Below are 20,692 nucleotides of genomic sequence, written 5' to 3'. Positions count from 1 at the left end.
GCGAAGTTGCAATCGGGATCAGAACCAGATCAGACGCACGTAGAGCGGGTCGCAGATCGCTATCCGCTTTTGGGGGGTGTCTATCAGAACGATGTCGTGGCTTTCAGCCAGTTTGCGCACCTCATAGGTAACACCCCAAGCCGAAGCGGTTGAAAACTCCAACCCCGGTTGGTCGTTGGTATTCTCAAGGCGGGTCATGAACCAACGCCCGGCACTGCCCTGTGGGTCAGTGTCCATAAGAGCAACAGACTTACCTGCTTTGGCAAATGCCACAGCAAGATTGACAGCCATCGTGGTTTTACCAGATCCGCCCTTTTGTTGTGCAATCGAAATTACATGTCCCATCGGCGACTCCCGCTTTGCCGCAGCGCAGCATAACCCTCTTTCGCAAGGTCGCAATGCAAAAACCAATTCTGCGACAGATTGGTAACGTCTCGTTAACCAAGGTTTACGAAACTGCCGCCCGGGGGCGCGAGATGGGTCACATCCTGGCAATAATTCTGCTCAGTCTGTGTGTGGCTCTACCGGCCAACGCTGGAGCTTGGCTGCGCGACGAAGGCACTGGCTTCCTATCATTGACTGGAACGCTCTTTGGCTCTGCAGATACGTTTAACTACAAATCTGCAGTTTACGGTGAATGGGGGCTTTCACCAAAGATCACCGTTGGGTTCGACCTGAATGACCGGCCGGGTTTGACAGGGCATGCTTTGGTGTTCGCCCGTGTCCCCTTACTGGATCTTGGCAAAAACGGACGGCTATCCTTGGAATTCGGAGGTGGAGGTCACCATTATGTCAATCAATGGCACCCAATGTACAAATCTGGCCTGTCGTACGGCCGTGACCTATCAACTCAATGGGGCCCAGGTTGGTTGGCCGTTGACATGGCCGTTGAACATCGCCTGGGATCAGGTGATCCGTTCTACAAGCTGGACGCAACAATCGGATTGTCTGCAAATCGGCGTTTTAACCCGATGCTACAGATCGAAAGCTCCTATTTCAGCAATTCCCAAATCTATTGGTCTATTACCCCTTCTGTCGTGATCAAGGGACAAAACCAAACCCGCTGGATCTTTGGCATCGAGCGTCGCTCGGCTTATCCAAAAGGCTATGGACTGAAGGTTGCCCTATGGCGCGAATTTTGAAGGGGCCGCTTTTGCGGCCCCATCAACACGTTATTTGTCTATGCGCATCGTAACAGACACTGTTCCGCGCACAGCTTCTCCAAATACCAGATGCACTTGATCGCCGCTGCTACCACGTTCCAATTGAGCGTATGGGGCAAGATACCGAGTACTTCCCGCACCATTGCGTAGCTGGTTGATAGGCACGACCCCGTCGACGCCTCGTGCGCGGGCCCCAAATGGCAGTTTATCATCTGAATCGATAACCCACGTCTGCGAGGCTGAGCTTTGCTCATGTCGAATGCGCAATGGGTTGGCAGCCTTGTTTGAAACACCATGATAGGTATTACCCTCAAAATGCACATCCGTACTGCGGCTGAAGTTCAGATCAGAAAAACTGGTATCGACCCGCTCTGCCCGGTCAATCGAACCGTTGATCGAACGGAACTTGTTGCCGGTTACCGAAACACCGTTCAAGAAGTGGCCAGTCCCGTAGGGGCGGATGACAATGTAGCTGAACCAAGGAGCAGCATCTCCGGACAGGAAGATATTGTCGGTTATGCTAAGCGCACTGTACGAAAACCCAGAGACAAAATCTGGCCTGGAATCGTGTTCGTTGGTCCACTCTACCGAACAGTTATCGATGTAATTCCCCGAAACTGCTGTGCTGGTATAGGTTCCGACAATCACCAAGCCCGCCGAGCGCGGCCCGTTTGGCACCGGATCACCCTGAAAAAAGTGATTTCCCAAAACCAAAGAGTTGGCACCGGACAGCACGGCAAAATGTAAGAACTTAGTCGCACGGTTATTTCTGAGTTTGACATCGTTTGCGTTCGCGTTCAGCGCAATGGATACCCGGTCTTCAATGTTCAGGTTTTCTTCAGCAGACAGAAATTGGCATCGGTCGATCAGCATACCCTGACACCCTCGCCCGCTGGAGGTGAGTCCACGATCTTTTGGTCGGCTTATGAAACAATCCCGCAGGTTAAAACCGGTTCCCGACGTTGCCAAACGGATTCCGCTGCATCGGCTGTTGCACTGAAATTCGATGTCTGACATCGCGAATTTCGACAACTGACTGAAGCCGCTGAAATCCAGCATGTATTTGAAATCATGGAACGTGTAATTCTGTGTGCTCGACGGCGTCATACAGCCCCGACGTCAAGGTAACTTCCGCCGCCCCGACATCTTTCGACCGGACATAAACTTCGCGGCCGACACCGTTGCCTTTGACCAGTGCGCCAACCGGGATATTGGCAACATTGGCGACATTCGTGAGCTTCAGGCCGTTTTCGGGATCATAGCTCGCCTGAGATGTATAGACCTGAGTGTTCCAGGCTGCGTTATCCTGCGCCTCGAACTGACCGTTGCGGATCACACGGCGCGTCGCATAACTGCTTTTGTTAGGCACCGCGGCCTGCATGTCGATTGGCCCAGAAAGCGAGATTTTGCGCCCCCCGAGATCCAGACTTTCGTGATCAGCATTGTTCAGCAACGCCTGAAAGGCCTTACGAAACGCCAATTCTTCGTCACCAAAGGCATCAATGTAGCTAGGCAGGTCAAAATTCTTGGTCAGGATCAGCATTCTGCTAGAGGGCATTGAAACCGTACCTTCGAATGAGACCTCAGAATCGAATGTCACACTGTTATCAAGCCGATAGGTGCCTTCTGACACAAAGACAGTGCGCCCGTTCGCGGCCGCATCCGCCGCCTCAAAGGCCGCTGAATCGTTTGTGCTTCCATCGCCGCTCGCGCCAAAGTCTCTGACATCGACAATGCCGATCATGTCGCGAAGGAACACGTTGGTGATATCGGTAATCTCGATGTCATCGATCCGAACAACACCGCCGTTGGCCCCTTCCAGATCCAAGCCAAAATGACCATAAAGCGCAGAACGCCCCCAAGGCATATCAACACCGCTGCGCGTGCCCGATCCGACAATTCCCGAAACCTCGACAACGTCCCCGTAGGACGTAAGGGTAACAGCGTCCGCACGTTCCGTGACGCCCGATACATGTGAGTTTCCGGCACCACCAGCCCAACCGGCCACGCGCACCGACGGTAGGTTTCCACTCACGGCTTTAATCCGCACCTTGATCTGCAGGTAACACCCCGGTTGCAATGGCGTTTGCCCCATATACCGCAACCTTTGGGTCGAACTGGTCTTTTGCAATTCCAGACAGCCGCCGAAATCCGCATCCGCTGAAGCACAAATGCCGCATTAACCGCCCCTTCATACGTGTCAGAGCCCGGCGTACCATTTCCGTTCGACCAGACATCCAGACCATCCTTGAACGCAGGCGGCATGAACTGAATACCCTCGGTGATTGCCTTGTTCATCCAAATCCCTTTCCCAATCGCGCCGCAGACCACCTGCGATGGCGCATGAAACCCGTGGTCCAAGCGGAAAACTCGGACGCGAGCATTGGGTAAAGGAAAGGGATTAAAGCCGCCTCATAGCACCGTCACGGTGGCGTTGCTCACGCGGTCTCACCTCCGGCGTCCAAAATCTGTACGCCGTTGATTTTCCACACTCCTTCCTGATTTACCATTTGGTAGTCAAGAATATGGACTGATCCGTCGGCATCCGTGATCATAACCTTTTGCCAAAGGTTCCCAGCGACCTCACGCAATTCCAGAAAGCGAACTTCGCTCGGTCGCCAGACCATCGGATAGCCACGCCGCACCATCACGCCAAAGTTTTCAGGCGTGCGAAACATGTTTTGAATGGTGGGTGACGCAAAGCCAAAGGCGGTGACAAAGTCATCGACCTTGAACGCCTGGATCTGCGACCGGATCTGGCTCTCGATCTCGGCTTCTTGTGCAGGCAATGGCCCCGTTAGGGCAAAGGTCAGTGCAATGGCGGATACGAAATGGCGCATGGGACATCCTCCGGGCTATGTTCCGGAGTTAGCCCCACGCGCGAAATCGTCAAATCAGGTCAACTCTCCCGCCAGGCCTTTGTCGATCAAAGCAATGGTTTCGTCGACACCATAAAGCGCGATGAACCCACCAAACCGCGGCCCTTGGCTGGCACCCAGCAGAACTTCATAAAGTGCCGTGAACCACGCCCGCATCGGGTCAAAACGCTCACGCCCCACCGAATAGACGATGGATTGCAGCGCCTCATCCTCGACCGGCCCATCATAGGCCGCCAACTCTGCTCGCAGCGCCTCCAACGCTTCACGCTCCTGATCCGTCGGCGCACGGAACTGCCGTGTCGGTTTGACGAAGTCGTTGAAGTAGCGCACCGCAAAGCCCGCCGCCTGATCCAGATCAGGATGGCTCTCGGCACTCGCATCCGGCGCATAACGCCCAATAAAGCCCCACAGCGTTTCCTTGTCCTCGGCCCCCGATACCGACGCCAGGTTCAACAGCATCGCAAACGGCACCACCAAAGTAGACGCCGGAACGTCACCACCGTGGATGTGCCACACGGGGTTGTTCAACTGCGCCTTCAGCTCTTGGCCTGGATAGGCCCGCAGCTGCTGGTGATATTCATCCACCGCCTTGGGGATCACATCAAAGAACAGCCGCTTAGCGGTCTTTGGCTTCTGGTACATGAAATACGACAACGATTCCGGCGCCGCATAGGTCAGCCATTCCTCCATCGACAGGCCGTTGCCCTTCGATTTTGAAATCTTCTGGCCCTGCTCGTCATTGAACAGCTCATAGCTCAGGCTCTCGGGTGGTTGCTTGCCCAGCGCACGACAGATCTTGGACGACTGCGTGACCGAGTCGATCAGGTCCTTGCCCGACATCTCGTAGTCCACACCCAACGCGGCCCAGCGCATGGCCCAGTCAGGCTTCCACTGCATTTTGACATTGCCACCGGTGACAGGGATCTCGACCTTCTCACCGTCGGGCTCTTGGTAAACAATGGTGCCCTTCTCGACATTGCGCTCCAACGTCGGCACCTGCAGCACATGGCCGGTCTTGGGCGACACGGGCAGGAAGCAAGAGTACGTCTCCTGCCGTTCCTTACCCAGCGTCGGCAGCATGATCTCTTGAATCTTGTCGAACCGCGCCAAAGCAGTCAGCAGCATCTCATCGAACTTGCCGGACAAATAATAATCGGTGGCCGATGCGAACTCGTACTCAAAGCCAAAGCTATCAAGAAAGTCGCACAGACGCGCGTTGTTGTGCTGTGCAAAACCCTCATGAGTGCCAAACGGATCGCGCACCTTCGTCAGCGGCAGGTGCAGATCTTCTTTCAGCTCGTCCTGCATCGGCACGTTGGTGGGCACCTTGCGGAACCCGTCCATATCGTCCGAGAAACAGATCAACTTGGTCGGAATGTCCGACATCTGTTCAAACGCATGGCGCACCATCGAGGTGCGCGCCACCTCACCAAATGTCCCGATGTGCGGCAAACCCGATGGGCCATAGCCGGTCTGGAACAGCACATATCCCTTTTCCGGATCCTTCTTCTGATAGCGTTTGAGCACCCGGCGCGCTTCTTCAAAGGGCCAGGCCTTGGACGCAAGAGCGGTTTCACGCAGATCAGACATATCAGTCTCCATAGGGAAATTCGGCGCCGGTTGCCCCATGCAACCAACCCGGCCTCTCCTATTGTGCAACTGCGGCATGAGTCAACAAAGTAACCATTTTCAGTGACCACAACAGGTTCCGTTAACCTGACGGCATCCTGATCCTCACGCCAAAAAAGCCGCGTGTCATTCCAGCCTAGCGAAGCGGTCTGGTTCAGGACTACGCCGAGTGCTATTGCCCCTCGATCAGGAGGAACCACAGTGTCGTTGAAAGAACTTGTCGCCGGTTGGTATCAGCCGGGTCGCGTCACCTGGATCGGAGTGCGACCTGAGCGGCGTTCTGCCATGCAGGCCCTGTCGGAAGTTTGGATTGATCTGGACGGCTTGCAGGGGGACCGCGGCCGCGCAGGAAAGCGCGCGGTGACTCTGATGCAGCACGAACATTTGACGTCCATTGGATCCTACTTGGGCCTAGAACCGGTTTCGGCGGAAACACTGCGCCGAAATCTTGTGATCTCCAATATTAATCTATCCGCTCTAAAAGGGCGGCAGGTGCAAGTGGGTAAGGCTGTGCTGCTATTTACGACGATCTGCGCACCTTGCAGTCGAATGGAAGAGGTTTTTGGTAATGGTGGCTATTCAGCAGTGAGGGGACATGGTGGATGGTGCGCCCAGGTACTTCAACCCGGCCTAGTTAGATCGGGCGATGCCGTTCAGCCCGTTGATTGACAACAGCAAACAGGCAGGCCAAGCAAAAGTATGATGAGACATCTCTTGCCATATGCTCGGCCTGGGCAGGTCATTGGTTTACTGGGTGGTTCGTTCGACCCACCACATGCAGGCCATGTTCACATAACGCGCGAAGCAATCAAAGCTTTCGGCCTGGATCGAGTCTGGTGGCTCGTTTCCCCGGGTAATCCCCTTAAGGAAAGAGGGCCCGCACCACTCGACAGACGGTTGGAGGCAGCCCACAAAATGTTGGAGGACCCCCGAGTAGAAGTCACCGACATCGAGGAAAAGATTGGCACTCGGGTGACTGCAGACACGTTGACCCGCTTGAAAAAGCTGTACCCAGGTGTGCGGTTCGTTTGGCTGATGGGCGCCGACAATCTGGCGCAACTCCATCGCTGGGGCAATTGGCGTACAATCATGGACAATGTTCCAGTGGGCGTGGTTGCGCGTCCCGGGGATCGCATTTCTGCAAGAATGGCGCCTGCAGTTCGCGCTTACGTTCAGGCGAGGCTGGATGGACAGGCCAGGCGTTTGCTTGGGAGAGCACAGGCTCCAGCGTGGTGCTTTGTGAATGTCCCGATGGTGGACATCAGTTCGACCGAAATCCGCGCAACTGGCAACTGGTCACCTTCGAAGAGCAGCTGACGCCAGACCCGACACCAGAACCAACGCCAATCCGGCCCAAGTCAGTGCGTCTGGGAAATCATCGAAGACAGCCCAACCCAGACCGGTTGCCGCGATCAGTTGGAAATACACCAATGGCGCCAGTTTGGTCGCGGGCGCGCGTGCATATGCCATCAGCAACAGCAGGTTTCCCAACATGGAACCCAACGCACTGACTATCGTGAAGCTTCCCACCGAAATCGTGAATTCGGGCATATGCATGACCCCAAAGGGTAACAGGACCAGCGCAGAAACAAAAAGCTGAGAAAAACTAAGCGCCAATGGCGTTCCTAAGTGGGACAACCACCGGGACGCGGTCAGGAACCCGCCATAGAAACACCCTGCCAGAAATGCCCACCCCAAACCTGAACTACCCCCAAAGCCGGGCTGAACAACCAAAAGAACTCCGGCAAACCCCATCAACATCAACGCAGATCTGAGCCGCGTAGCTGGCTCGGCCAAAAGGACCGCCGAAAGGATGTAACTCAGGATCGGGCCGATAAAGAATGCTGCAAAAACATCAGCCAGTGGTTCGGTCTTTAGAGCAGTCTGAATGGAAAATATCCCTCCGGCCAAAAGCAACGCGCGAAACCAGATCCTTAGGTCGCGTAGCAAGGCAAACGCCGAAGGTGGAGTGAAAGGCAAAATGAACAACACGCCCAAGGCGAATCGCGACCAGGCAATGAAGACAGGAGAGACACCAAATTCCCCTGCAAGAACCTTTCCGGCCATGTCCCCGGTCGGGATCAGGGACATCGCAACAAACATGATCAAAACCGCCTGGAGCATTTGTCGCGCCTATCATGGGTCACAGATAGAGAAAACCTTGATTCTGCCGCTTGTCTGACATGCCGGTCTACGATCATATGATCGTATGAGCGGTTTGATCACACGACGTTTTCTTCTGGCGGCTTTAGGGGCGAGCGCAATCCCCGGAGCAGTGTCTGCCAATGCGCCGACAACGTCACTTCGCCCCCAACTGCGTGGATCAGGCGGTGTCCCGCAAGGAGGTCCCGAAACAGTTATCAAGGCGTCAGGTTTGACCGGCGACGTGGCGTTTGCAGTCGCCGATGTAAAGACCGGGTTGCGGTTGGAATCTGTTGAAGCAGCAACAGGATTACCACCTGCAAGCGTCGCCAAAGCGCTAACGGCGCTTTACGCTCTGGACGTTCTAGGCGCGAGTCACGTTTTTCGCACTGAACTAGTCGCCGAAGGGTCAGTTCGCAATGGCGTACTACACGGCGATTTGGTGCTTGTTGGCGGTGGCGATCCAACCTTAGACACCAACGCATTGGGAGCATTGGCAGCGAACCTGAAGGCAGCCGGAGTACGAGAAGTACGCGGGGCTTTCAAGGTTTACGACGGTGCACTGCCTTACGTAAAAAGCATTGATCCAGCGCAGCCTGATCATTTGGGCTACAGCCCAGCAGTTTCGGGAATTTCCCTGAATTTCAACCGCGTTCATTTTGAATGGAAGCGTGGAGGACAGGGGTACTCGGTGGCCATGGATGCCCGCAGCAGCAAGTACAAACCCCAGGTCGCCATGGCCCAGATGCGGGTCAAGAACCGACGTCTTCCTGTTTACACATATGAAGAAACTCCTCGTATCGACAAATGGACCGTGGCGAGTCAGGCTTTGGGCAAAGGGGGATCCAGATGGTTGCCCGTCCGCAAACCAGCGCTCTATGCCGGCTGACGTGTTCCAAACACTAGCGCGCGCTAACGGGATCGTCTTGAAAAACCCGAAAGTTGAAAAAAACGGCCAGCGGGCACCGTGCTTTCAGTCAATCAAAGTGCTCCATTGCGCGTTATTCTAAAGGGTATGCTGAAGTACTCTACGAATCTGACTGCAGAAATGGTTGGAATGTCGGCCACCACCGCTCGAAGCGGCAAGCCAAGTTCACTCAAGTCTTCGGCGCGTGAAATGAGCCGTTGGGCCGCCTCAAAGTATGGGATGACAGGGACGTCTTTGGTGGACCACTCCGGATTGGGAGACGCGTCACGCATGACTCCGCAAGATCTGGTTGCGGCTTTGGTTCAAGTTCGCAAACTGGATTTGCTTAGACCTCTGTTCAAACCCTTTGCAATGCGTGACAGCAAGGGGAGGATTGTGAAATCACACCCCATCAAGGTGGATGCCAAAACCGGAACGCTGAATTTCGTTTCGGGTCTGGGTGGCTTCATGACAGCGGCTGACGGGACGGAATTGGCATTCGCCATTTTCACGGCAGACACTGCAAAACGGTCGCAGATCAAACGAGCTGATCGCGAAGTACCGCAGGGCGCGCGAGCCTGGAACAGGCGTTCCAAGCGATTGCAGCAAAAGCTGATCGAACGCTGGGGAGCACTTTACGGAAGCTAAATTGCCGCCTCAGACCACGTGACGAGCGCGCGCACCACGTTCGATGGCTGCCGCGTGCAACCTGTCGACGTTAAGTTCATACCGAATCTCTTCAAGCAGACGAAGTTCCGTTTCGGCCAGATTGCCATCAGCTGCGGCCACATCACACGCAAGCGCATAGGCTGTTTCATACAACCGTTCCGGCAGGTTTTCTCGTGTCAAACCGAACAAGGCGTCCAAACCATCTTCTTGCTCAAACAGATCAAAAACAACCGAGGACACACGATTGATGCGATCGATATCATAGTCGGCAAACACCGGAAGCATGTTTACAGCTGACTGGATTTTGACCAGCTCGGCCGTCCGAATGTTTTCGTCCGAAGCGGATACCGCAACCATGATCGCAACAAGGCAATCCTGCGGTGTCATCGGGTGGGGCGCTTGCTCGGTCATCTCTGGAAACCTTGATTGATGTTATTGTCCGCACGATACGGGGGCCGACCGGTCTGTTCAACACCCGGTTTTGCCGGATATGGCAACGGAACTTCAACCGGGCGACCAAACAGGCCCTTTTGACTGTTGCATCCATGATTGCCCCGCCCCCAACGTTCAGTTATCACACCGCCCAACCTGAATTCCCCGATGCAGAGGACGCACCATGGCTGCCTATCAATACGTCTACCACATGCAGGGGGTCTCCAAGACCTATCCCGGTGGCAAGAAATGCTTTGAAAACATTCACCTGTCGTTTCTCCCCGGCGTAAAGATCGGTGTCGTCGGTGTAAACGGCGCGGGTAAATCTACCCTGATGAAGATCATGGCTTAGCCTCGACAAGGACTTCACCGGAGAAGCCTGGTCCGCAGAGGGCGCCAAAGTGGGTTACCTTCCACAGGAGCCCCAGCTCGACGAGAGCCTTTCCGTGCGCGAAAACGTCATGCTGGGCGTCGCGGAAAAGAAGGCCAAGGTTGACCGCTTCAACCAGATCGCCATCGAGATGGCCGAGAACTACACCGATGAGTTGATGGCCGAAATGACCGAGCTGCAGGACGCCATCGACAGTGAGAACCTGTGGGATCTGGACGCCCAGATCGACGTCTCGATGGAGGCGCTCCGCTGCCCTCCCGATGATGCCGACATCAAGAACCTCTCGGGCGGTGAGAAGCGCCGCGTGGCTCTCTGCAAGCTGCTGCTCGAAGCGCCCGAAATGCTGCTCTTGGACGAACCGACCAACCACCTGGACGCGGAAACCATCGCCTGGCTGCAGCAACACCTCATTGATTACAAAGGTACAATCCTGATCGTCACCCACGACCGTTATTTCCTGGACGACATCACCGGCTGGATTCTGGAACTCGACCGCGGCCGCGGCATCCCCTACGAAGGCAACTATTCCGCATGGCTGGAACAGAAAGCCAAACGTCTGGAACAGGAAGCCCGCGAAGACAAATCCAAGCAGAAAACACTGGAGCGCGAGCTGGAATGGATGCGTCAGGGCGCCAAGGCCCGCCAGGCGAAGTCCAAGGCCCGGATCAACGCCTACAACGATCTGGCCCAGCAGTCCGAGCGCGAGAAACTCACCCGCGCGCAGATCGTCATCCCCAACGGCCCCCGTCTGGGTGGCAAGGTGATCGAGGTCGACAACATCGCCAAACACTATGGCGACAAACAACTGGTCGAAGGCCTGTCCTTTGCCCTGCCCCCCGGCGGCATCGTCGGCGTCATCGGCCCCAACGGTGCCGGTAAATCGACCCTGTTCCGCATGCTGACCGGTCAGGAGCAACCCGACGAGGGTTCGGTTACCTATGGCGACACCGTCAAACTGTCCTACGTCGACCAGTCGCGTGACGACCTGAACGACAAAGACACCGTCTGGGAATCCATTTCCGGCGGGGCCGAGATCATCGAGCTTGGCGATGCGCAGGTGAACTCCCGCGCCTATTGCTCGTCGTTCAACTTCAAAGGCGGCGATCAGCAGAAACCGCTGAACCTGCTGTCAGGTGGTGAGCGTAACCGAGTCCACATGGCGCGCCTGTTGAAAGAGGGCGGCAACGTGCTGCTCCTCGACGAACCGACCAACGATCTCGACGTCGAAACCCTGCGCGCGTTGGAAGACGCGCTCGTTGATTTCGCCGGCTGCGCCGTGGTCATCTCGCACGACCGTTTCTTCCTTGACCGGATCTGCACACACATCCTGGCCTTTGAAGGCGACGCGCATGTGGAGTGGTTCGAGGGCAACTTCGAGGACTACGAAGAAGACAAGAAACGCCGTCTGGGACCGGATGCCTTGGAGCCGAAGCGGTTGAAGCACAAGAAGTTTGTGCGGTGACAGACGTCCTCGAGGACACAAATCTCTGGCTTCCACTCTTAGGAGCCATTGGCTTGGGCTCTGTAGTAACCGCGTTTGTTCAAATCTGACAGACGTTGCGCAACCAAACAAATGCGCGCTCATTTCAAGAACCCAAGAAGGCCTCCATTGGCCTTCTTGAAGCTTGGGTAAGGCAAGAAACGATGCCCCGCTCCAACCAGCGTATCCAAGTTACAGGCGAACTGAAGGCATCGATGCGCCACGATCTGAGTTAGAAACTCAATTTTCTAACTTTGGGTTTCCCCATTGTAGACCGCGCCTCCCCAGGGCGCTGCGAAACACATTCGTGTTGCGAGCACGCATCCAGCGTGACGGGGAAGGTCAAACACAGGTCGTCAACGCTCATCTGAGCGAAAACCTGCCAAAACGTTGAACACCGTAGCGCCCCGCTCTCAGAACCCATTGCTTCGCAACACAAAACCAGCCCCGACTACCACAACCATAGGTGGGCGACCGCCCGCTGGTGGGTTTAGCCAATTTAGCGAAAATACGCCAGAACTACGGGTTTGCCCCAGTTTGAACACAATTCTCAGTAACCTATGATTGTATCGGCAGGTGAATCGTGCACACTCAACCAATAGGTGTGTCACAACTCAGATGGAGGACTGCATAATGGCATGGATTGGTATGATTGCAGGCATCTTCGGTGGACTATTGGCCTCGATTCTTGGCTACACGGTCTGGTCGCTGCCCTTTTGGTTTGCTGTTGTCCTTTACCCGGTTGTCGGAACAGCGATCGTTTTCGCCACTATCGGCGTGCTGATCCTACGCACTCAGCCAAAGTTGCAAGAGCCGCCAGCGCGCGTGGCAAGCGATCTGGATACCCCGCGACCAGCCACGGCCTGAACTCTATTTCCCGGACAAAACCCAACTTTCGATCTGACCGGAGCGCATGGCGCCAGCTTGTCGTTTGTGTTCCTTGCCGCGCGCAAAGGCGACCATGGTTGGAATGCCCTTGATCCGGTACCGCCCACCGGTCGATTGATGCGCCTGCGTGTTCAGCTTCACAAGCCTGGCCTTGCCACGCAGTTTCTTTGCAGCCTTTGAAAACTCAGGCGCCATCATCTTGCAAGGACCACACCAAGGCGCCCAGAAATCAACCACCAACGGCAAATCGTCATTCTTGCTGGCCTTCTCCAGGATCGCCGCAGCGAAACTTCGACTGCATCCACAGACAACAGCGCATGGCTGCATTTACCGCACTTCGCTCCTGCTCCGAGCCTGGTTTCAGGAACGCGGTTGAGCTGCCCGCAACTCAGGCAAGTCAGTGTCTTGTCGCCCATGCCCTACGCCTCGACCGGACGCGGCCGACCACCTTCATCAATAGCCACAAACGTAAACATTGCCTCGGTTACCTTTTCCCGTTCGCCATAGCGGTCGCGCAACACCCAGGCCTCAATCTCGATCGCCAGAGAAGTACGACCGATCCGAGCCAGGTCGCAATAGATGCATAAAACATCACCAACGTGGACGGGTCGAATGAACTTCATCGCATCAACCGCCACCGTTGCTACCCGGCCATGCGCCTTGTCACCCGCCATGATACCAGCAGCGATGTCCATCTGACTGAGTACCCAGCCACCAAAGATATCGCCGTTCACGTTCACATCTTTGGGCATGGCCAGCGTGCGCAGGGTAAGCTCACCTTTCGGTTCGGTTTGTTGGTCCATCATGCTGTCCTTTTCGCGGCGTTCCGAGTTTTGCAGTAGATCGATAAACCCCAAAATCTGCAACGTGCATCACATATCTGTCACGAGGCTTTTGCCACGGCCCGTGCCGACTTAGATTTAGAACATGAACCAGACGCGCCACATGATTGTCCCGCTTGCCGTGCTGCTGGCAACCGCAGCAGCTGCTTTAGCACTTAACCTGACGCAAGAACTGGGGGCACATCCCTGGTGGGCGGACAAAGTGATCTGGCTGGGTTTACCGCTTGGACTTGGTATCTATGCAACACTGAGGCCGCTCCGGCTTCCCCGTTTTCCAGAGGTTGCCGGTCTCGGGCTTGCGACCCTTATAGCCTTCGGCGCGGCCACACAGGGCAAAGCCCGCTTTGCGGCTTCGTTTGCCGAAGATGCAGTTGCCGGGCAAATGTGGTACTTCGGCTGGATCGCCACCTGCGCTTTTTCGGCCGCATTTCTGCTATCACTTTTGCGGTATCGGCGGCAAAACCATTGACCCATTTGCGAAGAGCGCCAAAAATGGGTTTGTTTGGACGTTTTGAATGAGGTCGGTCATGTTTTCACGACGCAGTTTTATTGCCACTGCAGCTGCAGTCGGCGCCATGCCCCAAGTCGCATGGTCTCAGAGTTCGGCTGTTTTCGATCCGGCACCACAAGAAGTTCGCATCCGCAAGGATTTCGAACCCGGTCGTCTTTTGATACTGCCACGGTCATTTTATCTGTACTACGTCACAGAGCCTCGCAAAGCCATCCGCTACGGCTGTGGAGTTGGTAAGGCTGGACTGGAGTTTACCGGGACTGCAACAATCGATGTCAAAAAAGAATGGCCAACATGGCGACCGACGCAAGAGATGATCGAGCGCTCGCCGAAAACATACGCAAAATTTGTGGACAACGACTATATTCAACCTGGCGGCCCCGACAATCCACTGGGTGCCAGGGCGCTATATCTATTCCAGAATGGGGTAGACACCTATTTCCGCATTCATGGCACCACACAGCCCGAAACTATCGGACAGGCGGCTTCGAACGGATGCATCCGCATGCTGAACGAACACGTCAAGGACCTATACGCGCGGGTACCCTTGGGAACTGTTGTGTCAGTCCTCTAACTTCCAGTTCGAAAATCACACTATTGCTCGCTGCGCTGTAAGTCGCTGAACGTGCTAAAAAAGGTAGTTTCTTCTTGAAACTGCCCCTTATTCGCTCCACATTCCCGGTGCGACGTTACGCTATCGACCCTACTGCTCCTACACCGGCACAGTCTTCGATCTTGCACTGACTTAGCCGGGTTGCCGCATTCCGTGGGCAGCACAAAACAGGAGAATACGACGATGGCAAATGGCACCGTCAAATGGTTCAACACAACCAAAGGCTACGGCTTTATTGCACCCGAAGATGGCGGACGCGATGTGTTCGTGCACATTTCGGCTGTAGAGCGGGCGGGTTTGACCGGCCTAGCCGACAACCAGAAAGTCACCTTTGACATCGAGCCCGGTCGTGATGGCCGCGAAGCAGCTATTAACATTGCAGTTGTTTGAGCTTTGATATCGAAGGGCGGGCCGGAAAACGACCCGCCCTTTACGGATCTGACCAATCCACACCTAGGGCTTCGCGTATGTCCAGCAAGCCATTGGGCAAGGGCCGCATTAGATTGCGAGCAACGCCCTCCTCTTCCGACAGCCACGTTTGCACCTCATCGATATGTAGGATAACGCCCATTCGGTGATGAATGGGTTTTACATCCGCATTTGGTTCACAGGTGACCGCCGCGACCTGCGGAACCTGCAACCCACCCGGGGCGGTCCAGACATCGGTGATAGCGGCAAAGTACAACGGATGGCCGTCCTTGGACGACAAACGCCAAGGCGTTTTGTGCCGTTTCTCACCGGTCCATTCGTACCACCCATCGACCGGAATTACGGCCCGCCCAACCCCATCAAAGGCTGACTTATCGAATACGGTTTCCGAGCGCGCATTGATGATCGTCTCCATCACCGGACGCCCGCGCGCATTGACCCGACCCACAGGGATCATGCCCCATCGCATACGGGTCAGCCCTTGATCGGTGAGCACAACGACTTCTTGACCGGGCCTGATATTCTGACGCGGCGATTCATCTGCCGTATCGCCAACTGGCACATTCAGCTGCTCTGCAATCTCGACCATCGGCGTGGTTAGAAAAAATCGCCCTGGCATCTGATCCCCCGTTTGGCGTCCTGACCAGACTGAAGGATCACTTCCTCTAATGGCAAGTCAGTTTGCAGCTTTGACAAGCTCCAAAACCTGGGGTCCCAACCCTTCGACAATCAGGTTCACGCCCTCGGGGTTTGGGTGAATCCCGTCTGCCTGCATCCATTGCTGAACCGCAGACGGGTCGTCGTTCACTGGAAAGCCCTGAAAAAAGCTCTCGGCCCGCAGAACACCAAATTCATCGGCCAATTCGACGTAAGCCTTGTCGAAATCCGCCTTGTATTCTGGGCCATAGTTGCCCGGTGCCTGCATACCAACCAACAGAACTTCTACATTCGCGTCGCGCGCTGCCGTTAGAATCGTGGTCAAGTTCTGGCGTACGGCTGCGGGATCAATCCCACGTAGCATATCGTTACCGCCAAGTGTAACGATCATGGCGTCCACTTCAGGTGTCAGGGTCCAGGCCACCCGAGCAGCTCCGCCGACGGTAGTGTCGCCCGAAACGCCTGCATTCACCAGTTCCACTTCGACCCCTTGATCGTCAAGCCACTCTTGTAGCTGGGGCACGAATCCCTGTCCCTGCGGCAGGCCATACCCTTGGGTCAGGCTGTCCCCCAAAGCGGCGATCACAACCGGCTCTGCCGTTGCCGGAAAACCGCACACGACAAAAAGCCCAGCAATCAGAACCTTGCGCATTTCGCAGTACACTCCATATCCCAATGAACAACGAAAACAGGACAGCCCACATGACACAGCCCATTCTCACCCTCCAAGATGCGTGTTTGTCGCTGGATGGCAATGCCGGACGGGTGGATATTCTGCACTCGATCTCGCTTGAGGTCGCAAAGGGTGAGACTTTGGGCATGATCGGGCCGTCCGGTTCGGGCAAATCCTCGCTGCTGATGCTGATCGGCGGGTTAGAGCAGGCAACTGGCGGTACAATCACCGCCTTGGGCAAGACGCTGACGGATATGTCCGAGGATCAATTGGCCACCTTTCGCCGGGCACACATGGGAGTGGTGTTCCAGAACTTTCACCTGATCCCGACGATGACGGCTCTGGAAAACGTCGCCACTCCGCTAGAAATTGCCGGGCACCGCGACGCCTTTGACCGGGCCGAGGCCGAGCTAGAAGCTGTCGGGCTTGCCCACCGAACGCACCACTACCCGACCCAAATGTCGGGCGGAGAGCAACAGCGCGTGGCACTCGCCCGGGCCATCGCACCCCGTCCCGATATCCTGTTGGCGGATGAACCCACCGGCAACTTGGACGGCACCAATGGCAACGCGATCATGGACCTGCTGTTTGATCTGCGCGACCGACACGGGGCAACGCTAGTCCTAGTCACGCATTCACGCGCCCTCGCTGCGCGCTGCGACCGGGTGATCCGCCTGCGCGATGGACGCATTGATGAAAGCGCCGCCCAAGAGGCCGCAGAATGAGTCTGCGTCTCGCGTCCCGCTTTGCGACCCGAGAACTGCGCGGCGGCCTGCGCGGCTTTCGCATCTTCCTCGCCTGCCTCGCCCTTGGTGTTGCAGCCATCGCCGCTGTGGGCTCGATCCGCGCGGGCATCACCGAAGGGCTGACGCGCGAAGGGTCTGCCATTCTGGGTGGCGATGCCCAGATGGAATTCACCTATCGCTTTGCGTCCGATCTTGAACGGGCTTGGATGGCCGAAAACGCCACCCAAGTGTCCGAGGTCACCGATTTCCGCTCCATGGCCGTGGTCGACAACAACGGTGTGACCGAGCGTGGGCTGACGCAGGTAAAGTCGGTCGACGATCTGTATCCGTTGGTGGGCAGTGTACAGCTTTCGCCGGAAATCCCGCTGGCTACGGCCTTTGATGGGACCGAGGGCCTTCCCGGTGCTGTCATGGACCGCGTCCTTATAGACCGCTTGGGGCTGACCCCCGGCGATACCTTCCGTTTGGGCACGCAGGATTTTGTCCTAATGGCTGAACTCACCCGCGAACCCGACGGGGCCGCAGATGGCTTTGGCACTGGGTCCCAGAACTTTGTTGCGCACCAAGGACCTGCAAAACTCCGGGCTGCTCGCTCCGGGATCGCTGTATTCAACCAAATACCGCATGGACCTGCCGGATGAGGCGGATCTGATTGCCTTGTCCGAACAGGCGAAAGACGCTTTTACAACGTCCGGCATGCGTTGGACGGACGCCCGCAACGGCGCGCCCGGCGTGGCTGAATTTGTGAACCGATTGGGCGCATTCCTTATTCTGGTCGGGCTGGCCGGTCTCGCCGTAGGTGGCGTCGGTGTATCCGCCGCAGTGCGGTCCTACCTTGCAGGCAAGACCAGCACGATCGCCACTTTCCGAACTCTTGGCGCGGACCGGGCCACGATCTTTCAAACCTATTTCCTGCAAATCGGTGCGCTGTCGATCCTGGGCATCGCCATGGGCCTTTTGTTGGGTGGCCTTGTCCCGGTCCTGCTCGCCCCCATCATCGAGGCGCGCCTGCCTATCCCCGCAGCCTTTGCCATCTATCCGGGCCCGCTCGCCGAGGCCGCGCTTTACGGTATGTTGACGGCCTTTGTCTTTACCCTCTGGCCCCTGTCTCGCACGGCCGAGATCGGCCCTGCCGCGCTGTACCGTGATGCATTGAGCCGTGCGCGCCTGCTGCCTCGCTTTGGCTATGTGCTGGCCACTCTGGGCGGTCTGGGTCTGCTCATCGGTCTTGCAGCCTGGTTCAGTGGCTCCGCCGAGCTGACACTTTGGACTGCGGGGGGCCTGATCGGCACCTTGTTGCTGCTGTCTCTCTCTGCCGTTGGATTGCGCAAACTGGCCCGCGTCAGCGCGCGCCCGGCACGCGGCAAACCCGCCCTCAGATGGGCATTTGCCGCCATCTCGGACCCGCGCGAAGGGGCAGCCTCGGTCGTGCTGTCGCTAGGTCTGGGCCTGTCGGTTCTGGCCGCAGTGGGGCAGATCGACGGCAACCTGCGCAATGCCATTTCCGGCAATTTGCCTGACATCGCTCCGTCGTATTTCTTTGTCGACATCCAGAAAGATCAGATGCCGGGTTACATGGAGCGACTGGAAAACGACCCCGCTGTCAGCAAGATCGAAAGCGCGCCGATGCTGCGCGGTGTGATAACGCAGATCAACGACGAGTCAGCCATCGAAGTGGCTGGCGATCACTGGGTGATCGAAGGCGACAGGGGCATCACCTATGCCGCCGACATGCCGGACAATACGCGCCTTCTAGAAGGGGAATGGTGGCCCGAGGATTACACCGGCCCGCCGCAGATCAGCTTTGCCGCCGAAGAAGGCGCAGAATTGGGTCTTTCGCTTGGCGACAAGCTTACAGTGAATATCCTTGGTCGGGATATTGAGGCGACGATCACTTCGTTCCGCGAGGTCGATTTTTCGACCGCCGGGATCGGGTTTGTAATGACGATGAACCCCTCGGCCGTGGCAGGCGCACCGCACAGCTTCATCTCGACCGTCTACGCCGAAGAAGAGGCCGAAACCCAGATTCTGCGTGACTTGGCCGAGGCTTATCCCAACATCACCGCAATCCGCGTAAAAGACGCCATCGACCGTGTGTCCGATGTTCTGGCCGGATTGGCAGCGGCCACATCTTACGGCGCAGGAGCATCCCTGTTGACCGGATTCCTAGTCCTGATCGGAGCCGCCGCTGCCGGTGAAGCCGCGCGCACCTATGAGGCCTCGATCCTGAAAACCCTGGGCGCGACACGCGCGCGAGTGCTATCCAGCTTCGCTCTGCGCTCCGCGTTCCTGGGCGCGGCGGCAGGCTGCATTGCGCTGCTGGCAGGTGTGTTGGGAGGATGGGCCGTCAGTAACTATGTGCTGGAAACCGATTTCACCGTGATCTGGCCCTCGGCCATAGCCATCGTATCGGGCGGCGTATTCGCCACCTTGCTTGCAGGGCTTGCCTTTGCGTGGCGACCCCTGTCCGTCAGCCCGGCTCAGAATTTGCGAGCGCGCGAGTGATCAGCGCCCGCAGCTGATCGGCTGCAGGATTTTCAGCAGATCGACATTGTCGCAGACCAGAGCATCCAGCGTGATCTCGTCCAGCGAAGCATAAAATGCCTGCGCCGCGTCACTCAGCGCCACACGAAGGCGGCAAGCATCCGTCAAGGGGCAGGTGTTGTCGACATCCGCAAAACACTCGGCAATCGGCAGGCTGCCTTCGATGTGACGGAAAACCTCGCCAATACGGATCTGATCGGCACTTCGCGCCAGGCTCATGCCACCGTTACGGCCGCGTTGCGTGCTCAGGAAATTCAACTGGCTCAGCTGATTGATGACCTGGGCCAGATGGTTTTCCGAGATGTTGCAGACCTCGGCAATTTCCGACTTTGTCACCAACCGGTCGGTATGCGCGGCGCAATACATCAACAACCGCACAGCAATGTTGGTTCTCTTGGTAATACGCATGACAACGCCTCCTCACTACTTGGCTGCGTCCTGTATTGCACATCCCGCAAAAAAGCGGTTTGACATACATCAATGGAGCTTTGCGGCAGGACAACAATGACGGCCCCCTATTTCTTTGGCTATGGCAGCCTGGTGAACCGCGCCACGCACGACTACCTCGACCCGCAACCTGCGCGGCTGCGGGGATGGCGGCGCGCCTGGCGGCACACCGACCTGCGTCCGGTCGCCTTTCTGACGGCTGTTCCGTGTGAGGCGTCCGAGATCGACGGGCTGATCGCCCATGTCCCCAACAACGATTGGGCCGCCTTGGATGAGCGCGAATGGGCCTATGACCGTCATTCGGCGACCTACTCCATCACCCACGGCCTGACTCACCCGGCCGACATCGCCGTCTATGCCGTGCCGATAGAACGCCAATCACCCCCGGACACGCGCCACCCGATTTTACTGAGCTATCTGGACGTGGTCGTCCAAGGTTACCGCCAGATGTTTGGCCTTGACGGTGTCGCTGACTTCTTTGCCACCACAGATGGCTGGGACGCGCCGATCTTGGATGATCGCTCGGATCCGCGCTATCCACGCCATCAGACGCTGACGATGAAGGAGACTGCGTTGGTGGATCACCACCTTTCAGACCTAAATGTCAAACCCATCGAGCAGACATAGGAAAAGGCGGCCCTGGTCCGGAG

General features: G+C 56.7%; 18 protein-coding genes and 5 pseudogenes. 12 read left to right on the top strand and 11 right to left on the bottom strand.

Going from position 1 to position 20,692, the window contains the following annotated elements; genetic code table 11:
- Positions 1-18 precede the first annotated feature (18 nt).
- A complete protein-coding gene (locus ACZ1HE_RS05750) occupies positions 19-291 on the bottom strand; it encodes a nucleotide-binding protein (protein WP_472619922.1) in 273 nt (90 codons plus the stop codon).
- Positions 292-398: 107 nt separating this feature from the next.
- Between ACZ1HE_RS05750 and ACZ1HE_RS05745 the strand changes: the two genes are divergently transcribed.
- The gene (locus ACZ1HE_RS05745; protein WP_472619921.1) at positions 399-1,142 is read left to right on the top strand and encodes a hypothetical protein; all 744 of its coding nucleotides are present in this window, start codon (positions 399-401) and stop codon (positions 1,140-1,142) included.
- A 30-nt stretch (positions 1,143-1,172) separates the two neighbouring features.
- Here ACZ1HE_RS05745 and ACZ1HE_RS05740 read toward each other — a convergent pair.
- From ACZ1HE_RS05740 to ACZ1HE_RS05730, 3 genes and pseudogenes are all read right to left on the bottom strand, one after another.
- Positions 1,173-3,461: pseudogene (locus ACZ1HE_RS05740) on the bottom strand (glycosyl hydrolase family 28-related protein).
- Positions 3,462-3,601: 140 nt separating this feature from the next.
- Entirely contained in the window at positions 3,602-4,003 is a 402-nt protein-coding gene (locus ACZ1HE_RS05735) for a DUF4864 domain-containing protein (protein WP_472619920.1), read from the bottom strand.
- A 54-nt stretch (positions 4,004-4,057) separates the two neighbouring features.
- Positions 4,058-5,632 carry a lysine--tRNA ligase gene (locus ACZ1HE_RS05730; RefSeq protein ID WP_472619919.1) on the bottom strand — a complete coding sequence of 525 codons (1,575 nt, stop codon included), beginning with the start codon at positions 5,630-5,632 and terminating at the stop codon, positions 4,058-4,060.
- A 240-nt stretch (positions 5,633-5,872) separates the two neighbouring features.
- On the opposite strand from ACZ1HE_RS05730, the gene ACZ1HE_RS05725 reads away from it, so the two are divergent.
- Entirely contained in the window at positions 5,873-6,340 is a 468-nt protein-coding gene (locus tag ACZ1HE_RS05725) for an MOSC domain-containing protein (RefSeq protein WP_472619918.1), read from the top strand.
- A gap of 30 nt (positions 6,341-6,370) precedes the next feature.
- A complete protein-coding gene (locus ACZ1HE_RS05720) occupies positions 6,371-6,988 on the top strand; it encodes a nicotinate-nucleotide adenylyltransferase (protein WP_472619917.1) in 618 nt (205 codons plus the stop codon).
- Here the strand turns inward: ACZ1HE_RS05720 and ACZ1HE_RS05715 are convergent.
- A complete protein-coding gene (locus ACZ1HE_RS05715; RefSeq protein ID WP_472619916.1) occupies positions 6,968-7,795 on the bottom strand; it encodes a DMT family transporter in 828 nt (275 codons plus the stop codon). The genes ACZ1HE_RS05720 and ACZ1HE_RS05715 overlap by 21 nt on opposite strands.
- 85 nt (positions 7,796-7,880) lie before the next feature.
- Between ACZ1HE_RS05715 and dacB the strand changes: the two are divergent.
- Positions 7,881-9,368: pseudogene (dacB, locus tag ACZ1HE_RS05710) on the top strand (D-alanyl-D-alanine carboxypeptidase/D-alanyl-D-alanine endopeptidase).
- A gap of 9 nt (positions 9,369-9,377) precedes the next feature.
- Here the strand turns inward: dacB and ACZ1HE_RS05705 are convergent.
- Positions 9,378-9,800 (bottom strand): tellurite resistance TerB family protein, encoded by a 423-nt coding sequence (locus ACZ1HE_RS05705; RefSeq protein ID WP_472619915.1) that lies wholly within the window; start codon positions 9,798-9,800, stop codon positions 9,378-9,380.
- Positions 9,801-10,005: 205 nt separating this feature from the next.
- Between ACZ1HE_RS05705 and ettA the strand changes: the two are divergent.
- Both ettA and ACZ1HE_RS05695 read left to right on the top strand, forming a co-directional pair.
- A pseudogene (gene ettA / locus ACZ1HE_RS05700) lies at positions 10,006-11,674 on the top strand (energy-dependent translational throttle protein EttA).
- Between the two features lie 651 nt (positions 11,675-12,325).
- A complete protein-coding gene (locus ACZ1HE_RS05695) occupies positions 12,326-12,559 on the top strand; it encodes a hypothetical protein (protein WP_472619914.1) in 234 nt (77 codons plus the stop codon).
- A gap of 3 nt (positions 12,560-12,562) precedes the next feature.
- Here ACZ1HE_RS05695 and trxC read toward each other — a convergent pair.
- Both trxC and ACZ1HE_RS05685 read right to left on the bottom strand, forming a co-directional pair.
- Positions 12,563-12,996 (bottom strand): annotated as a pseudogene (gene trxC / locus ACZ1HE_RS05690) (thioredoxin TrxC).
- A gap of 3 nt (positions 12,997-12,999) precedes the next feature.
- Positions 13,000-13,383, bottom strand: a complete 384-nt coding sequence (locus tag ACZ1HE_RS05685; protein ID WP_472619913.1) for an acyl-CoA thioesterase — start codon at positions 13,381-13,383, stop codon at positions 13,000-13,002.
- 124 nt (positions 13,384-13,507) lie between these two features.
- Between ACZ1HE_RS05685 and ACZ1HE_RS05680 the strand changes: the two genes are divergently transcribed.
- From ACZ1HE_RS05680 to ACZ1HE_RS05670, 3 genes are all read left to right on the top strand, one after another.
- Entirely contained in the window at positions 13,508-13,891 is a 384-nt protein-coding gene (locus ACZ1HE_RS05680; protein ID WP_472619912.1) for a hypothetical protein, read from the top strand.
- Positions 13,892-13,949: 58 nt separating this feature from the next.
- Positions 13,950-14,507, top strand: a complete 558-nt coding sequence (locus ACZ1HE_RS05675) for a L,D-transpeptidase (protein ID WP_472619911.1) — start codon at positions 13,950-13,952, stop codon at positions 14,505-14,507.
- 222 nt (positions 14,508-14,729) lie between these two features.
- Complete coding sequence (locus tag ACZ1HE_RS05670) at positions 14,730-14,936, top strand: cold-shock protein (protein WP_472619910.1); 207 nt, start codon at positions 14,730-14,732, stop codon at positions 14,934-14,936.
- Positions 14,937-14,976: 40 nt separating this feature from the next.
- Here ACZ1HE_RS05670 and ACZ1HE_RS05665 read toward each other — a convergent pair whose 3' ends face one another.
- Together ACZ1HE_RS05665 and ACZ1HE_RS05660 are read right to left on the bottom strand one after the other, a co-directional pair.
- Positions 14,977-15,594 carry an SOS response-associated peptidase gene (locus tag ACZ1HE_RS05665; protein ID WP_472619909.1) on the bottom strand — a complete coding sequence of 206 codons (618 nt, stop codon included), beginning with the start codon at positions 15,592-15,594 and terminating at the stop codon, positions 14,977-14,979.
- A 57-nt stretch (positions 15,595-15,651) separates the two neighbouring features.
- Entirely contained in the window at positions 15,652-16,284 is a 633-nt protein-coding gene (locus ACZ1HE_RS05660) for an arylesterase (protein ID WP_472619908.1), read from the bottom strand.
- Positions 16,285-16,334: 50 nt separating this feature from the next.
- Here ACZ1HE_RS05660 and ACZ1HE_RS05655 point away from each other — a divergent pair, with 50 nt between their 5' ends.
- Together ACZ1HE_RS05655 and ACZ1HE_RS05650 are read left to right on the top strand one after the other, a co-directional pair.
- Positions 16,335-17,030 (top strand): ABC transporter ATP-binding protein, encoded by a 696-nt coding sequence (locus tag ACZ1HE_RS05655; protein WP_472619907.1) that lies wholly within the window; start codon positions 16,335-16,337, stop codon positions 17,028-17,030.
- A pseudogene (locus ACZ1HE_RS05650) lies at positions 17,027-19,556 on the top strand (ABC transporter permease). Before ACZ1HE_RS05655 ends, ACZ1HE_RS05650 begins: the two are co-directional and overlap by 4 nt.
- On the opposite strand, the gene ACZ1HE_RS05645 reads toward ACZ1HE_RS05650, so the two are convergent.
- Complete coding sequence (locus ACZ1HE_RS05645; protein ID WP_472619906.1) at positions 19,557-20,003, bottom strand: RrF2 family transcriptional regulator; 447 nt, start codon at positions 20,001-20,003, stop codon at positions 19,557-19,559.
- 96 nt (positions 20,004-20,099) lie between these two features.
- Between ACZ1HE_RS05645 and ACZ1HE_RS05640 the strand changes: the two genes are divergently transcribed.
- Entirely contained in the window at positions 20,100-20,669 is a 570-nt protein-coding gene (locus ACZ1HE_RS05640; RefSeq protein ID WP_472619905.1) for a gamma-glutamylcyclotransferase family protein, read from the top strand.
- Positions 20,670-20,692: the final 23 nt, after the last annotated feature.

This window comes from Falsiruegeria sp. JB4-1, assembly GCF_055693495.1.
Note: the sequence above shows the minus strand (reverse complement) of the source record. Positions and strands in the feature narration are given on the sequence as shown.

Coding starts and splice junctions, on each gene's coding strand:
- ACZ1HE_RS05720 (WP_472619917.1), top strand. CDS start 6,371: ATGATGAGACATCTCTTGCCATATGCTCGGCCTGGGCAGGTCATTGGT.
- ACZ1HE_RS05685 (WP_472619913.1), bottom strand. CDS start 13,383: ATGGACCAACAAACCGAACCGAAAGGTGAGCTTACCCTGCGCACGCTG.
- ACZ1HE_RS05670 (WP_472619910.1), top strand. CDS start 14,730: ATGGCAAATGGCACCGTCAAATGGTTCAACACAACCAAAGGCTACGGC.
- ACZ1HE_RS05640 (WP_472619905.1), top strand. CDS start 20,100: ATGACGGCCCCCTATTTCTTTGGCTATGGCAGCCTGGTGAACCGCGCC.
- ACZ1HE_RS05655 (WP_472619907.1), top strand. CDS start 16,335: ATGACACAGCCCATTCTCACCCTCCAAGATGCGTGTTTGTCGCTGGAT.
- ACZ1HE_RS05705 (WP_472619915.1), bottom strand. CDS start 9,800: ATGACCGAGCAAGCGCCCCACCCGATGACACCGCAGGATTGCCTTGTT.
- ACZ1HE_RS05660 (WP_472619908.1), bottom strand. CDS start 16,284: ATGCGCAAGGTTCTGATTGCTGGGCTTTTTGTCGTGTGCGGTTTTCCG.
- ACZ1HE_RS05750 (WP_472619922.1), bottom strand. CDS start 291: ATGGCTGTCAATCTTGCTGTGGCATTTGCCAAAGCAGGTAAGTCTGTT.
- ACZ1HE_RS05675 (WP_472619911.1), top strand. CDS start 13,950: ATGTTTTCACGACGCAGTTTTATTGCCACTGCAGCTGCAGTCGGCGCC.
- ACZ1HE_RS05645 (WP_472619906.1), bottom strand. CDS start 20,003: ATGCGTATTACCAAGAGAACCAACATTGCTGTGCGGTTGTTGATGTAT.
- ACZ1HE_RS05730 (WP_472619919.1), bottom strand. CDS start 5,632: ATGTCTGATCTGCGTGAAACCGCTCTTGCGTCCAAGGCCTGGCCCTTT.
- ACZ1HE_RS05715 (WP_472619916.1), bottom strand. CDS start 7,795: ATGCTCCAGGCGGTTTTGATCATGTTTGTTGCGATGTCCCTGATCCCG.
- ACZ1HE_RS05695 (WP_472619914.1), top strand. CDS start 12,326: ATGGCATGGATTGGTATGATTGCAGGCATCTTCGGTGGACTATTGGCC.
- ACZ1HE_RS05735 (WP_472619920.1), bottom strand. CDS start 4,003: ATGCGCCATTTCGTATCCGCCATTGCACTGACCTTTGCCCTAACGGGG.
- ACZ1HE_RS05680 (WP_472619912.1), top strand. CDS start 13,508: ATGAACCAGACGCGCCACATGATTGTCCCGCTTGCCGTGCTGCTGGCA.
- ACZ1HE_RS05745 (WP_472619921.1), top strand. CDS start 399: ATGCAAAAACCAATTCTGCGACAGATTGGTAACGTCTCGTTAACCAAG.
- ACZ1HE_RS05665 (WP_472619909.1), bottom strand. CDS start 15,594: ATGCCAGGGCGATTTTTTCTAACCACGCCGATGGTCGAGATTGCAGAG.